The organism is Bacteroides sp. LFL-34 (genome assembly GCF_027257075.1).
Taxonomy (GTDB): Bacteria; Bacteroidota; Bacteroidia; order Bacteroidales; family Bacteroidaceae; genus Bacteroides; species Bacteroides ovatus.
Window position 1 is genome coordinate 14,889 of the sequence record NZ_JAPQKZ010000017.1, and the last position, 14,396, is coordinate 29,284.

Below are 14,396 nucleotides of genomic sequence, written 5' to 3' on the forward strand. Positions count from 1 at the left end.
TATTTAAAGCCGGACACTTCGTCCAACCTGCCCCAAAGATGGGGACATTTTTTCATACTACATATCGCAAAAATGCAACATAGATATTTTTTATAGTCTTGTCCTTCCAACTTTATATAATTCGTCGTTTAGCACTCATTATTCGCATTTAATCCGTATCTTTGCCAATGTTTTAACAGTAATTCAACAATTATGAGAGCAGAAACTCCTTCCGTTTTGTTAATTTACACGGGTGGGACTATCGGAATGATAGAGAATCCGGAAACAGGTGCCTTAGAAAATTTCAACTTCGATCATTTGCTTAAGCACGTCCCCGAACTGAAAAGATTCAACTACCGCATTTCCTCCTACCAATTCGATCCCCCTCTCGACTCTTCGGACATGGAACCTGCTTACTGGGCAAAACTGGTAAAGATCATCAATTACAATTATGATTATTTCGATGGTTTCGTCATCCTTCACGGAACAGACACAATGGCTTACACTGCCTCTGCACTAAGTTTCATGCTCGAAAATCTAAGCAAACCTGTCATCCTCACAGGTTCCCAGCTCCCGATCGGGACTTTGCGCACAGACGGAAAGGAAAACCTCATCACAGCCATCGAAATTGCAGCAGCTAAAAATCCGGATGGTACAGCCATTGTTCCGGAGGTTTGTATTTTCTTTGAGAATCATTTGATGCGTGGCAACCGTACCACCAAAATCAATGCGGAGAATTTCAATGCTTTCCGCTCTTTCAATTATCCGCCATTGGCACGGGTAGGTATCCACATTAAATATGAGCCTAATCTCATTCGAAAACCAGACCCGACAAAACCGTTAAAGCCGCATTACCTGTTTGACACCAATGTAGTTATTCTAACGCTTTTTCCGGGCATTCAAGAGAGTATCGTGACTTCTCTGCTTCATGTTCCGGGATTGAAAGCGGTTGTCATGAAAACCTTCGGTTCGGGAAATGCTCCGCAAAAAGAATGGTTCATCCGCCAACTAAAGGAAGCTACCGATCGTGGAATTATCATTGTCAACATTACACAATGTGCCTCCGGAGCAGTAGAAATGGGACGTTACGAAACAGGAATGCATCTTCTGGAAGCAGGTGTAATCAGTGGATATGACAGTACCCCCGAATGTGCCATAACAAAGCTCATGTTTTTATTGGGACATGGATTACCCAACAAGGATATCCGATATAAAATGAACTCCTGCTTAATAGGAGAAATCACCAAGTCTTAAGTTAAATCCATCTATTGTAACCCCCTGATTTTCATTTTAAACAGTTGTATAAAAGTGAAAATCAGGGGATTTCTCTTCATCATCATCAAGACCGAATCAAACCTAAAAGAGCCAAAGAAGAACCAAAACGGAAGTATAGTTGTTTTCACTCCATAAAATAACAGAAAAAACATTTCCAATAAAAGATATGCAGTTATTTTTGTGATGGATTTGGTTACAAACAATCAAGCAATAATACATTATGATGAAGAAAACAATTCAATTTGTACCCATCATTGCAATAGCGATGGCAGGTACTATGTCTAGTTGTGTTGACTCTGGAAAGGATCTCTATGATCCGTCTTACGAAACACCTAACCCGATGGGAGATGGCTTTGCTGCTCCCGATGATATCGATTGGAACATGATAACCACTAAAAATGTCTCGGTCGAAGTGAAAGATGAAGAAGGAGGACTATTTGCTTATTTAGTTGAAATATATGCAGAAGATCCTTTGACTAATGAAAGCGCTTCCGTGCTCGCTGCAAGGACAGCTAATAAAGAAAACAACTTTAAATTTACAACCGCTGTCAGTCTGCTGCCAACTCAAAAGGGTATTTATGTGAAGCAAACCGACCCTAGAGGACGTGAACAGGTATATCAGTTCGATGTGCCGGAAAACAGTGATAATATTACCTGTAAACTCTATTATGCAGGATCTACTGCACAAAATAGAGCGTTGATGAGTCGTGCCGCTGCTACAAGAGGCCTTTCATTTGAAAAGCCGGATTACTATTCCATACCTGCTAATGCAAAAGAAGTGACTGAAATGTCAGGAACCACTTTGCTGCGTGATGCTTCTTACAAAATCACCTCTGACTATGCCGGCACATTCAAGTTTGACGGTTATGACGGTGAAATTGCAACCAAAGTTTATGTAGATGCTAAATGGACGATTCCCGCAACATTCCAATTCCAAAACGGTATTGAAATCATTGTGATGAATAATGCTAAAATTGAAGCATCAGGAACCATGACGTTCATTAGAAACTCCATGTTGACCATTATGGAAAAGGGAGAAGTGAATGCAGAGGATATATCATTCACCAATGGAGCGCCTGCTGCATTAAGAAACTGGGGTGCACTGACTGTAGCGAACACAATGACACTACATTCCGGTGCAACACTCTACAACAAAGGAACCATAACCAGCAAGAATATCTCAATCAATTCCAATACGAAAATTGTAAATGACAATAAAATCAGTTTGGAAGGAGAATTAAATCTGCCGTCTAATTTCTCTTTGGAAAATAACGGAGAGATTTATGGAGAGAAATTAATTGCAAATTCCGACGCTGTTGCTACCAACAACAACATCATGAAGTTTACAACCATCAGTCTCACCAATACGACTGTCAACAACGCTTGTAGCATGGAAGCAACGACTTCTTTCTATGCCAACGGAGCGACGTTTAACTTTACTCAAGGATATTTGAAAGCTCCTAAAATGGAGTTTGTTAATGGAACAGTAAATTTAAGTGATGGTTCTATGCTGGATGCTACGACAAGTATCAGCATACCTCCCGGTTATGCCAAGTTTTATGGAAAAGGCGAAAATACTTCTATGATAAAATCACCGGTTATCACCGGACAAGGTTTCACATATGATGGAAATTTGGTTATTGAATGTGATAGCCACGTTGAAAAGAACCAATGGTGGGAAAACTTCCATGTACTGAATGGCGCATACTTCACCAAAATGGGAGACTCTAAAGTCATCATCGATGTTTGTACAGGAATTAAAAATGGTGGAAATGAAGGAGGAGATCCTGAAGATCCTAAGTTCCCGATCATCATGGATGATAATCGCAATTATGCTTATCTGTTTGAAGACCAATGGCCTTTATATGGGGATTACGATATGAACGACCTTGTTCTGATTATCAAGGAAAGAAAGATCTCCATCAATAAGAGCAATAAGGCAGAAGAGTTCACGTTAAGTCTTGATTTATCGGCTGCCGGAGCTACCAAGAGTATTGGAGCTGCTATCATGCTGGACGGTGTTCCTGCCAGTGCCATTACGCAGCCGGTGGAATTCAGTGACAACTCTCTTTTTAAAGGTTTCAATGTGAATAGTAATCTGATTGAGAACGGACAGGACTATGCGGTTATTCCATTATTTGACGATGCTCACAAAGCATTGGGAAGAGACCGTTACGAACAGATCAATACGATTGCAGGTCACTCTGCCAATACGAGTCCTAAAAATATCAGTTTCACTATAAAGTTCAGCAATCCTATCTCTGTGGATGAGCTTAATATCAATAAACTGAATGTTTTCATTTTCGTAGAAGGAAACAGAAACCAGCGTAAGGAGATTCATATTGTCGGTTATCAACCAACTAAGTTGGCAAATACCGACTTGTTCGGAGGCAACAACGACGATAGTTCTACTTCCCGTAAGAGATATTACATCAGCAAAGATAACCTGGCATGGGGAATCATGGTTCCGACAGACTTCAAATGGCCTTTGGAATATGTGAATATCAAATCAGCTTATTCGTTATTCGAAAGTTGGGTGACCAGTGGCGGTACTAAGAATGAAGAATGGTGGAAAACTTTTGATTCATCAAGAGTATATAAATAAGCCTAACAATTAATCTTTAACACGGATTCCATAAAAACTGGAATCCGTGTTTTTTCATTAAGATGCTGTAAGTTGCAATTAATAGAAAAAAAAGATATATCACGAATTTTACTCTCCTGATTGGGGATTATTCTAAAATAATATCTATATTTGCAGTGTATCACAAATATTATGTGACAACAATCTTAATCTATAAATCAAATAACAAAGCAAGCGATAGAAAGGTCTATTCGTATGAAGAAAAAAATATTACTAGTCGACGATAAATCGACAATCGGAAAAGTGGCCGGTGTGTATCTAGGAAAAGAGTATGATTTTACCTATTTGGAAGATCCCATCAAAGCAATAGAATGGCTTAATGAAGGCAATGTACCTGACCTCATTATTTCAGACATTCGTATGCCTCTCATGATGGGGGATGAATTCTTAAGATACATGAAGAACAATGAATTATTCAAGTCAATTCCTATCGTTATGTTATCCAGTGAGGAAAGTACAACGGAAAGAATCAGACTATTGGAAGAAGGAGCAGAAGACTATATCCTGAAACCATTCAACCCTTTGGAACTCAAAATCCGAATCAAAAAGATTATTGACTAATACCGGGTCTTCTACACATGCAATATTTTGTTTATATAGGCAGAGATAGCAAAACAATAGAACTACTCTCCCGACTAAGTATTGGGGTATTCTATGCTGCACCCAATTGTAGCAAAGCTGTCAAAGTATTGGAGAAAATACGCGAAAAATATGACGCAGCTCTATTTTTCGAACAAGTGAACATATCCAAAGATATTGCAGATATCCAATACATGCGTAAAAAGTATCCGGGGCTTTATATGGTACTCGTTATCGACTCCTTATCTAAGGAAGAAGCATCCGAATACCTTAAAGCCGGTATCAACAATACGATAAAATATGAAACAAGCCAGGAGGCTTTAAAAGATTTATCAACTTTCCTTAAACGAAGAAAAGATCAGAAAATAAAGGCACTTCAACTTAAAGCACAAAATATAAATGCTTTCCGCCTGCCTTTATGGAAAAGAACCTTTGATATTTTCTTTTCAGGAATGGCGATATTATGTCTTTCTCCTCTCTTAATATTTACTGCACTAGCTATCCGGATAGAAAGTAAGGGTCCTATTATCTACAAATCCAAGCGCGTAGGAAGTAATTATCAGATATTCGACTTTCTTAAATTCCGTTCGATGTATACTGATGCAGACAAGCATTTAAAGGATTTCAATGCCCTTAACCAATATCAGCAGGAAGATGAGGATATTTGGGGAGAAGAACCGGAAGCGGAAGTGAATGAAGAAATCGATGAAGAAGAAATCCTCTTGATATCTGACGATTTCGTAATCTCCGAAGAAGACTACATAAACAAGAAGTCCAAGGAAAAAAGCAATGCTTTCGTTAAGCTGGAAAATGACCCTCGAATAACTAAGATTGGACGTATTATACGTAAATATAGTATTGACGAGTTACCCCAGCTTATTAATATTTTAAAAGGGGATATGTCAATAGTAGGCAACCGCCCTCTCCCACTCTATGAAGCCGAGTTGCTGACAAGCGATGAACACATCGACCGTTTCATGGGTCCGGCCGGATTGACCGGTTTATGGCAGGTAGAGAAAAGAGGCGAAGCCGGTAAACTTTCTGCTGAAGAACGCAAGCAATTGGATATCACCTATGCAAAGACATTCTCTTTCTGGTCGGATATAAAGATTATTCTGAAAACAGTTACTGCATTCATTCAAAAAGAGAACGTATAATCTCCTTCCAGATGATAGACTCTTATATCTACATAATAGATGATCTGGTATTCTTCTGTACAGGGCTTTTGCTCCTATACCTCTTTGTGATGGCCATAGCCTCACATTTCAAACATATCACCTACCCGAAGGCTCAAAAGGAATATGGTTGCGCCATTCTCGTTCCGGAGGGAAGTATTCTTCCGGATGTGTATAAAGAAGAAGAGTACGAGTTTATCACATACAGCGATCTATATCAGGCAATCAACAGTTTAGACCAGGAACGATACGACCTGGTCCTCTTCCTGTCCAATACAGTATGCGCTTTATCTCCGCAACTCCTGAATAAGATATATAATGCCTATGATGCCGGTGTACAAGCCATCCAACTACATACGATAGTAGAAAACCGCAAAGGCATCCGTAATCGCTTCCGGGCTATACGTGAGGAAATAAAAAACAGCCTCTGTAGAGCCGGCAATACACAATTCGGACTGTCATCCAATTTATTGGGGACTAATATGGCAATCGACCTAAAATGGCTGCAAAAGAACATGAAAAGTTCTAAGACTAATATCGAACGAAAATTATTCCGACAGAATATATACATTGACTACTTGCCGGATGTGATTGTTTATTGCCAGTCCGCACCCGCCTGTCCTTACCGTAAACGTATCCGGAAAACAACTTCCTACTTACTCCCTTCCATATTTGAAGGAAACTGGAGTTTCTGCAACCGGATCGTACAACAATTAACGCCTTCTCCACTTAAATTATGTATCTTCGTAAGTATTTGGACTTCGTTGATTACCGTATATAATTGGACCTTATCATTCGGATGGTGGATTGCACTTTTCGGTCTATTAATCACTTATAGCCTGGCAATTCCTGATTATCTGGTAGAGGACAAAAAGAAGAAAAAACATTCAATATGGAGAAGAAAACACTTAAACAGCGAATTAAAGAAAACCCCGGCTTAAAACAGGCTGTACATCGTTTTATCATGCACCCCGTTAAAACTCGCCCTAATTGGTGGATACGGCTCTTCGATTTCATATACCTGAAACGCGGAAAGGGTTCTGTCATCTATCGGAGTGTACGCAAAGACCTCCCTCCTTTCAACCGATTCTCTTTGGGTAAATATTCTGTTGTCGAAGACTTCTCTTGTCTGAATAATGCAGTTGGCGACTTGACAATCGGAGATTATACACGCATCGGATTGAGAAACACAATCATAGGTCCGGTTAATATTGGCAATCATGTCAACCTGGCACAGAATGTAACGGTCACAGGACTCAACCATAATTATCAGGATGCAGAAAAGATGATTGACGAACAAGGTGTCAGCACACTGCCTGTTGTCATCGAAGATGATGTATGGGTAGGTGCCAATTCGGTCATTCTACCGGGAGTAACTTTAGGGAAACATTGCGTAGTGGCCGCCGGAAGTGTAGTCAGTCATTCCGTCCCACCCTATTCAATATGTGCCGGATGCCCTGCAAGAATCATAAAAACATACGATTTCGAGACTAAAGAGTGGAAAAAAGTAGAGAAAACACCTGCTACTAACCATAAATAGTGAGAATAGCTACAGAATATACCTCATAAAGGTGATTGTGACACATTCTGAAACGCATTATCTTTGCAGTATCAGAATTGAATTAATTAGTCATAATTTTATTACGTAGCCACATTTAAGTAAAAAATGAAATAGAGTCCCGCCGAAGCGATTTCGTCGGGATTTTGTTTTTTATTACCTTAATCCAATCCACAGACTTAAATCCCATATAAATAAAAAACGAGCTAATTCTTTTTATAGAACCACTCGCCACTGCATCAGAAAAGCCTAAAGGCTTTTCCATAGTACCTCAAATTTCCTGAAAACTAATCTTCTTTTTACCTAAAAACGTCTTACCTATTGTTATCCTTTTACCTTCTACTAAAAACTTATCCTATTGAACTAAACTAAAAAACTTTTAATACCTTAAACTGTCTAATCTAATACCTTATTTAATATTTTCTTTTACCTTATAAACTAACAGCAATTTCTCAACTGCTTTGCAAAGGTACGAATATTTTTCGTGTACGCAAACGGTTTTATATTTTATAACACTTCCGCAGGCTATAAATCTTTCACATCGCTCAATGCAACCAGCTTATTTACAATAGCATAGATAGTCAAACCGGCAGCACTATGTATTTGCAATTTTTTGCTAATATTTCTTCGGTGTGTAATCACTGTATGAATCGACAAAAAAAGCTTTTCCGCTATTTCCTTATTTGTCATTCCCTTCACCACACAGATGACGATTTCCTTTTCCCGCTGGCTAAGCGTATCCTGATTATCCATCTCTTCTTCTTCGGAAACCACATTCAATAAACCTGCAATTTTCTTAGAAAGAGTTTCCAAATCATCGAATATCGAAATAGACTCGTCATACTTACCCAATAATGAAGCATCTACAAAAGAAGTAACCAACGCTATTAAACGTATTCTTTTACCGGATATTTCTTCTCGAAACTTAGCTACATCAAAGTAATCACCAAAAGTAGGATTGACAATCAACATCTCGGGACATTGCGTTCGGACACAATCGTGCAAAGCTTCAACAGACAGTAATTCTATTGGTTGTACTTTTACGTTAGAAAGACGCTTCAATGCAGCAGTCAACCCACCACGAATAATTACAGAGGTCTCTGCAATAGCTATTCGAACTACTTCGTTATTTTTCATTTTCCCTAATCCTCCTTTCCAAATTCAGAATAGCAGGAACAAAAATATAGTCCTCAACCTTGCAATGAGATTCCAGTCCGGCTTCGCAAGCATATATGTCGAAAAGAGCCGCGTTCAAAAGATTTTCATTTGTTTTGGCAGGGCAATATTTAATAATGATATTTTTCAGTTCTGTCAATTTCTCCCCTACCTGATCGTGATGCTTGGAAAATGTACTGATCTGATAGTTTTTGGGAGCAACTCCTTTAATCAATGAATCGACATACTTAAATACGGTTTTCTCTTCATAATCCATGTGCTTACGCACCTCTCGTGTATATTCATCGAAAAACTTAAGGATGAGAAAAGCAACATCGTCTTGCGAACAGTCGATTGCCTCGATCAATTTACGACGAATAGCGGGAAGAGAAAAATCCAGAAAATAAATATGTGCCTGCCGCAGATAATCAATCAATGCAGGTATGGAAATATCATCTTTATCTCCATCGAGCCGGGAAAAGCCTTCAGCCATAAAGTTGACTACAATCAGAAAGGTCCGGCAGTCTACTCCATTCAGTTCACACACCTCCTTGACTGTCTTGTCACCGAACCCCAACGAAAGCCCAAAACGACTCATCACTTGCAACAAAGAATAATTATCGCTGATGAGATCAATCATCTTATCAGTTGGCTTATATTTTTGTAAATTATCCATCATACCTATTTATATTAGAGACTGCAAAGGAACGGAATATTTTGCTGAAATACAATCATCATTTATAGGTATTTTAATTCACCGGAAATAGCCAAATACTAATTATATGCTACTATTTTGTAGCGTAACTTTAGGCAAGCTAGTCTTTTTTTAGTAATTTTGTCGCTATCAATTTGTAATTAGTAACTCGTAATTTGTAATTAATAAAATGGCAAACGAACTCGAACTGAAATACGGCTGCAACCCTAATCAAAAGCCTGCCCGTATCTTCATGAAAGAAGGCGAACTCCCCATCGAAGTATTGAATGGACGTCCCGGTTATATCAATCTATTGGATGCATTCAACAGTTGGCAACTAGTGAAAGAACTGAAAGAAGCTACCGGACTGCCGGCTGCCGCTTCTTTTAAACATGTCAGCCCTGCAGGTGCTGCTGTTGCGGTAGAAATGAGCGACACGCTGAAGAAGATTTATTTTGTCGATGACATGAAACTATCTCCATTGGCTACAGCATACGCCCGTGCACGTGGAGCAGACCGTATGTCGTCTTACGGAGACTTTATCGCATTGTCCGACACTTGTGACGAAGAAACAGCACGCATCATCAACCGTGAAGTATCCGACGGCGTCATTGCTCCTGACTATACTCCCGAAGCACTGGAGATTCTAAAGAATAAAAGAAAAGGAACCTATAATGTAATAAAGATAGATCCTGCATACCGCCCGGCTCCTATCGAACATAAAGATGTATTCGGAGTAACTTTCGAACAAGGAAGAAACGAATTGAAGATCGATGAAAGTCTTTTGAAAGAGATGCCTACGCAGAACAAGGAAATCCCGGCTGATGCAAAACGCGACTTAATCATTGCCTTAATCACTTTAAAATATACACAATCCAATTCTGTATGTTATGCCAAAGACGGACAGGCAATCGGTATTGGCGCAGGCCAACAGTCACGTATTCACTGTACGCGCCTGGCAGGAAATAAAGCAGATATCTGGTATTTACGCCAACACCCGAAAGTGATGAACTTGCCATGGATTGAAAAAATCCGTCGTGCAGACCGTGACAATACGATTGACGTTTACATTTCGGAAGATTATGACGACGTACTGGCAGACGGTATCTGGCAACAGTTCTTCACTGAAAAGCCTGAAATACTGACACACGAAGAAAAACGGGCATGGTTGGATACGATGACAGGCGTAGCTTTAGGATCAGATGCATTCTTCCCATTCGGAGATAATATAGAACGCGCACACAAGAGTGGCGTCAGCTATATTGCACAACCGGGCGGATCAGTACGTGACGATCATGTGATTGGAACTTGCGACAAATACAATATGGCAATGGCATTTACAGGCATCCGCTTGTTCCACCATTAAAAAGATCGACCATTTTTTATTCCATATATCCCCATTTATAATGAGAAGGAGACAAATCTTCCATTATAAATGGGGATTTCCTATTTCTTTAAGACCCTCTATCTTTGCAGCGTTACATTTAAAAACGAATCAAAGATGAATAAAATTGGTGTATTTTATGGTTCCACAACAGGAACAACAGAAGACCTTGCCCGTCGAATTGCAGAGAAATTAGATGTACCATCGGCAGATGTATTTGATGTATCCAAGCTAACAGAGGCATTAGTCAATGAATATGATGTATTGGTGCTCGGCTCTTCCACATGGGGAGCAGGCGAACTTCAAGATGACTGGTACGATGGAGTAAAAGTTTTAAAGAAGTGTGATTTATCCCACAAATCTGTAGCCCTGTTCGGTTGCGGCGACTCTGACTCGTATAGCGACACATTCTGTGACGCAATAGGTATTCTTTATGAAGATCTGAAAGATACCCACTGCAAATTCTGTGGAGCAACAGATACTGCAGGCTATACCTTCGATTCTTCCATTGCCGTCGTAGACGGTAAGTTTGTAGGTCTTCCACTTGACGAAGTCAACGAAGATAGCAAAACAGACGAACGTATCAGCGCATGGGCTGAACAAGTGAAACAAGAAATTAGCTAATTTTACCTTAACATAAAAAGAATACTTTGCATCATGGCAACTGAAAGAATCATCCCCGGCGAAATCCGAATTTTTCTTAATCATATTTATGAGTTTAAGAAAGGCGTACGCAACATGGTACTTTACACAATGAGTAAAGAGCACGAAGAATTTGCCATCCGCCGATTGAAAAATCAAAAGATCAGTTATATGATACAGGAAGTAGGTACCAATAAAATCAACCTGTTTTTTGGAAAGGCAGAATGTATGGAAGCCATGCGGCATATCATCATCCGTCCTTTAAACCAACTGACTGCTGAAGAAGATTTTATTTTAGGAGCCATGCTGGGATATGACCTTTGCCAGCAATGCAAACGATATTGCAGTAAAAAAGAAGGTATAAAGATGGCAGTTTAAGCGATAACCTTAGCATAAGTTTAGCTTTGTTTGTATGTAGTTTGTCTGAGTTGAATCGTTTCTGAAAAGGTAGTTTCCTGATGGTAGATATACTCAAGGAAACTGGTTGTAGAAGAAACGATTCGCTCAATTACAAACAAAATCGGTGACACTATGAAATAATAAAGACAACTCTACACACTAACAACAGACAAAGGTGTATATCAGTAAAAATTATCATACTGGAATACACCTTTGTCTGTTTTATTTTATCTACTACTATATTTTTTTTACTCTTTAGATTAAAATTACCTACATATACTGAATTTAAGAAACAACTATGCCTAATATTAGGTATTGCCACATTTTTTAACCTCATCTAACTTTGCAGCCGATAAAATTATTAAAAAGATGAGAAAAATAACAGCAATCGTTATTCTTAGTCTCCTACCTTCTCTTACAATTCCAGCACAGGAGACAAAAGAAATTTCCAAAAGTAGTAATTCTTCTTCTACAGAAGAATATACAAAATTCCGTTTTGGAGGATACGGTGAAATGGTCGCTAATTTTAAAGATTATGGCATCAACCGTTTCTATGGAGGAAACGATGGTAATCCAAAGAAAAACAGGAATACCATTTCAATTCCCCGTTTCGTTTTAGCTTTTGATTATAAGTTCAATTCCAAATGGATACTCGGTGCAGAGATTGAGTTCGAATCTGGTGGAACAGGTACAGCTTTCGAATTAGAAAACACCGAAAACGGTGAATACGAAACAGAAGTTGAAAAAGGAGGTGAAGTAGCTATCGAACAATTTCACATCACACGTTTAATTCACCGCTCCCTCAATGTACGTGCCGGACATATTATTGTTCCGGTAGGATTGACTAACGCACACCATGAACCGATCAATTTCTTCGGAACTTCACGCCCGGAAGGTGAAACAAGCCTTTTGCCTTCTACCTGGCATGAAAATGGTCTGGAAATCTTTGGTTCTTTCGGAAAAGGGTATGCAAGCTTCGATTACCAAGCTATGGTGGTAGCAGGCCTGAACCCTAATGGATTCGATCGTAACACATGGGTAGGTAGTGGCAAACAGGGAATCTTTGAGGAAGACAACTTCACTTCTCCCGCGTATGTATTTCGTTTAGATTATAAAGGAGTTCCCGGTTTACGTGTAGGTGCATCATTTTATTATTGTGCAGATGCAGGAGCCAACTCTGATAAAGAACAGACTTATGCAAACTATGGAAAAATTCCGATAAGAATCTTCACCGCAGATGCACAGTATCGCAATAAATATGTAACGGCACGCGGTAATATCTTATATGGAAATTTAGGAAATTCATTAGGAGTAAGTCAGGCAAATGTCAAATTATCCAATAAATCGCCTTACAGCCGTCTGGCTCCGGTAGCGAAGAATGCCGTAAGTTATGCAGCAGAAGCCGGCATTAATATCCGCTCGGTCTTCGGAGGCAATAAAAAGATTCCGGTAATCTATCCATTTGCCCGCTATGAATACTACAACCCACAAGAGAAAGGGGAAAAAGGGCAAACGATGGAAAAACGTTGCCAAGTAAGTATGTGGACAGCGGGATTAAATTGGTACGCTTTGCCAAACTTAGTGATAAAAGCAGACTATGCAACCCGCCAGATTGGTACAAATAAAGTTTTTGGCGTATCAAAGTCATACAACAGTGAAAACGAATTTTCTATTGGAATTGCCTATATAGGATGGTTTATTAAGAAATAACAAATAATCAATTATTTAATTTTTATATGATGAAAACAAAATTCTTTTATGTCGCAGCCCTAATATTGGGATTAGCATTCACAACAACTTCTTGCAGCAGTGATGATGACAACCCAACAGTAGATCCTGCCAATATTGATTACACTCCTGAAAACGCATCAAGCTGGCATAACTACATGAGAAATGTAGCAGCACTTCTAAAAACAGATGCAACCAATCTCTACAACGCATGGAATTCAAGCTATAAAGGAGGTGAAAGCTATGCTTCCCTGTTCAAGGCTCATAGTGGCTCTCCTTACGCAAGCGCCTTGAGCTGTGTGGAAGAAATCGTGGATAAATGCGCGGAAATTGCCAATGAAGTCGGTACTGCCAAAATTGGTGACCCATACAACTTGTATAAAGCCGGAAATACTGAAGAAGCATTATATGCTGTGGAATCCTGGTACAGCTGGCATTCTCGTGATGACTATACCAATAACATTTATTCCATCCGGAATGCATATTACGGTTCTTTAGACGGTAATATAAATGCTAATTCTTTATCTACTGTTATCGCCGGTGCTAATTCATCATTAGATACCAAGATAAAGAATGCTATCCAAAAAGCGGTAAAAGCCATTCAGGATATTCCGCAACCTTTCCGTAATCATATTCCCAGTAACGAAACGGTAGCAGCTATGGATGCTTGTGCAGAGCTGGAAAGTATACTGAAGAATGACTTAAAATCCTATATTGCAAATAATAGCAACAATATCAATACGGACGCAGTACTTAATCCTGTAGTAACACAATATGTAGATGCAGTAGTAGTGCCTACCTACAAAAGTTTGAAAGAAAAAAATGACGCTCTCTACAATGCAGTAATAGTCCTTGCAGACAATCCGTCAAATAGTGCTTTTGAAACAGCTTGTGATGCTTGGATCACTGCCCGTGAACCATGGGAAAAGAGCGAAGCTTTCTTATTCGGTCCGGTAGACGAAATGGGACTTGATCCTAACATGGACAGCTGGCCTTTGGATCAGAATGCTATTGTACAAATACTGAATTCTCAAAGTTGGAGTGATCTCGAATGGAGTGAAGGTGATGATGAAGCTGCTGTCGAATCGGCACAAAATGTACGCGGTTTCCACACATTGGAATTCCTTCTCTACAAAAACGGTGAACCACGTAAAGTACAATAAAGCTTTATCTTAGCTAAGATA

13 protein-coding genes are annotated in these 14,396 nt (G+C 39.3%); 11 read left to right on the plus strand and 2 right to left on the minus strand.

Features of this window, described 5'->3' with window-relative positions:
- Positions 1–192 precede the first annotated feature (192 nt).
- From N5O98_RS12115 to N5O98_RS12140, 6 genes are all read left to right on the plus strand, one after another.
- On the plus strand, positions 193–1,233 hold the full coding sequence (locus N5O98_RS12115; protein ID WP_004300111.1) for an asparaginase: 1,041 nt from the start codon (positions 193–195) through the stop codon (positions 1,231–1,233).
- A 241-nt stretch (positions 1,234–1,474) separates the two neighbouring features.
- Positions 1,475–3,859: an LruC domain-containing protein gene (locus N5O98_RS12120; protein ID WP_004303725.1), complete on the plus strand. Its 2,385-nt coding sequence runs from the start codon at positions 1,475–1,477 to the stop codon at positions 3,857–3,859.
- 234 nt (positions 3,860–4,093) lie between these two features.
- Positions 4,094–4,459 (plus strand): response regulator, encoded by a 366-nt coding sequence (locus N5O98_RS12125; RefSeq protein WP_004300114.1) that lies wholly within the window; start codon positions 4,094–4,096, stop codon positions 4,457–4,459.
- 17 nt (positions 4,460–4,476) lie between these two features.
- A complete protein-coding gene (locus N5O98_RS12130; protein WP_004311866.1) occupies positions 4,477–5,634 on the plus strand; it encodes a sugar transferase in 1,158 nt (385 codons plus the stop codon).
- Between the two features lie 11 nt (positions 5,635–5,645).
- A complete protein-coding gene (locus N5O98_RS12135; protein ID WP_022199037.1) occupies positions 5,646–6,593 on the plus strand; it encodes a glycosyltransferase family 2 protein in 948 nt (315 codons plus the stop codon).
- Entirely contained in the window at positions 6,545–7,192 is a 648-nt protein-coding gene (locus N5O98_RS12140) for an acyltransferase (protein WP_004303727.1), read from the plus strand. Before N5O98_RS12135 ends, N5O98_RS12140 begins: the two co-directional genes overlap by 49 nt.
- Positions 7,193–7,735: 543 nt before the next feature.
- Here N5O98_RS12140 and N5O98_RS12145 read toward each other — a convergent pair.
- Both N5O98_RS12145 and N5O98_RS12150 read right to left on the minus strand, forming a co-directional pair.
- On the minus strand, positions 7,736–8,347 hold the full coding sequence (locus tag N5O98_RS12145) for a helix-turn-helix transcriptional regulator (RefSeq protein ID WP_004300118.1): 612 nt from the start codon (positions 8,345–8,347) through the stop codon (positions 7,736–7,738).
- Positions 8,337–9,041: a hemerythrin domain-containing protein gene (locus N5O98_RS12150; protein ID WP_004311871.1), complete on the minus strand. Its 705-nt coding sequence runs from the start codon at positions 9,039–9,041 to the stop codon at positions 8,337–8,339. Before N5O98_RS12150 ends, N5O98_RS12145 begins: the two co-directional genes overlap by 11 nt.
- A gap of 208 nt (positions 9,042–9,249) precedes the next feature.
- On the opposite strand from N5O98_RS12150, the gene N5O98_RS12155 reads away from it, so the two are divergent.
- From N5O98_RS12155 to N5O98_RS12175, 5 genes are all read left to right on the plus strand, one after another.
- On the plus strand, positions 9,250–10,425 hold the full coding sequence (locus tag N5O98_RS12155) for a phosphoribosylaminoimidazolecarboxamide formyltransferase (RefSeq protein WP_004311872.1): 1,176 nt from the start codon (positions 9,250–9,252) through the stop codon (positions 10,423–10,425).
- A gap of 135 nt (positions 10,426–10,560) precedes the next feature.
- On the plus strand, positions 10,561–11,067 hold the full coding sequence (gene fldA / locus N5O98_RS12160; protein WP_004311873.1) for a flavodoxin FldA: 507 nt from the start codon (positions 10,561–10,563) through the stop codon (positions 11,065–11,067).
- Between the two features lie 33 nt (positions 11,068–11,100).
- On the plus strand, positions 11,101–11,463 hold the full coding sequence (locus N5O98_RS12165; RefSeq protein ID WP_004300123.1) for a DUF2023 family protein: 363 nt from the start codon (positions 11,101–11,103) through the stop codon (positions 11,461–11,463).
- A 390-nt stretch (positions 11,464–11,853) separates the two neighbouring features.
- Positions 11,854–13,194 carry a hypothetical protein gene (locus N5O98_RS12170; RefSeq protein WP_004300124.1) on the plus strand — a complete coding sequence of 447 codons (1,341 nt, stop codon included), beginning with the start codon at positions 11,854–11,856 and terminating at the stop codon, positions 13,192–13,194.
- A 26-nt stretch (positions 13,195–13,220) separates the two neighbouring features.
- Positions 13,221–14,375, plus strand: coding sequence for an imelysin family protein (locus N5O98_RS12175; protein WP_004311874.1), 1,155 nt, complete (start codon positions 13,221–13,223; stop codon positions 14,373–14,375).
- Positions 14,376–14,396 lie beyond the last annotated feature (21 nt).

Coding starts and splice junctions, on each gene's coding strand:
- N5O98_RS12125 (WP_004300114.1), top strand. CDS start 4,094: ATGAAGAAAAAAATATTACTAGTCGACGATAAATCGACAATCGGAAAA.
- N5O98_RS12140 (WP_004303727.1), top strand. CDS start 6,545: ATGGAGAAGAAAACACTTAAACAGCGAATTAAAGAAAACCCCGGCTTA.
- N5O98_RS12165 (WP_004300123.1), top strand. CDS start 11,101: ATGGCAACTGAAAGAATCATCCCCGGCGAAATCCGAATTTTTCTTAAT.
- N5O98_RS12135 (WP_022199037.1), top strand. CDS start 5,646: ATGATAGACTCTTATATCTACATAATAGATGATCTGGTATTCTTCTGT.
- N5O98_RS12170 (WP_004300124.1), top strand. CDS start 11,854: ATGAGAAAAATAACAGCAATCGTTATTCTTAGTCTCCTACCTTCTCTT.
- N5O98_RS12115 (WP_004300111.1), top strand. CDS start 193: ATGAGAGCAGAAACTCCTTCCGTTTTGTTAATTTACACGGGTGGGACT.
- N5O98_RS12145 (WP_004300118.1), bottom strand. CDS start 8,347: ATGAAAAATAACGAAGTAGTTCGAATAGCTATTGCAGAGACCTCTGTA.
- fldA (WP_004311873.1), top strand. CDS start 10,561: ATGAATAAAATTGGTGTATTTTATGGTTCCACAACAGGAACAACAGAA.
- N5O98_RS12120 (WP_004303725.1), top strand. CDS start 1,475: ATGATGAAGAAAACAATTCAATTTGTACCCATCATTGCAATAGCGATG.
- N5O98_RS12175 (WP_004311874.1), top strand. CDS start 13,221: ATGATGAAAACAAAATTCTTTTATGTCGCAGCCCTAATATTGGGATTA.
- N5O98_RS12130 (WP_004311866.1), top strand. CDS start 4,477: ATGCAATATTTTGTTTATATAGGCAGAGATAGCAAAACAATAGAACTA.
- N5O98_RS12150 (WP_004311871.1), bottom strand. CDS start 9,041: ATGGATAATTTACAAAAATATAAGCCAACTGATAAGATGATTGATCTC.
- N5O98_RS12155 (WP_004311872.1), top strand. CDS start 9,250: ATGGCAAACGAACTCGAACTGAAATACGGCTGCAACCCTAATCAAAAG.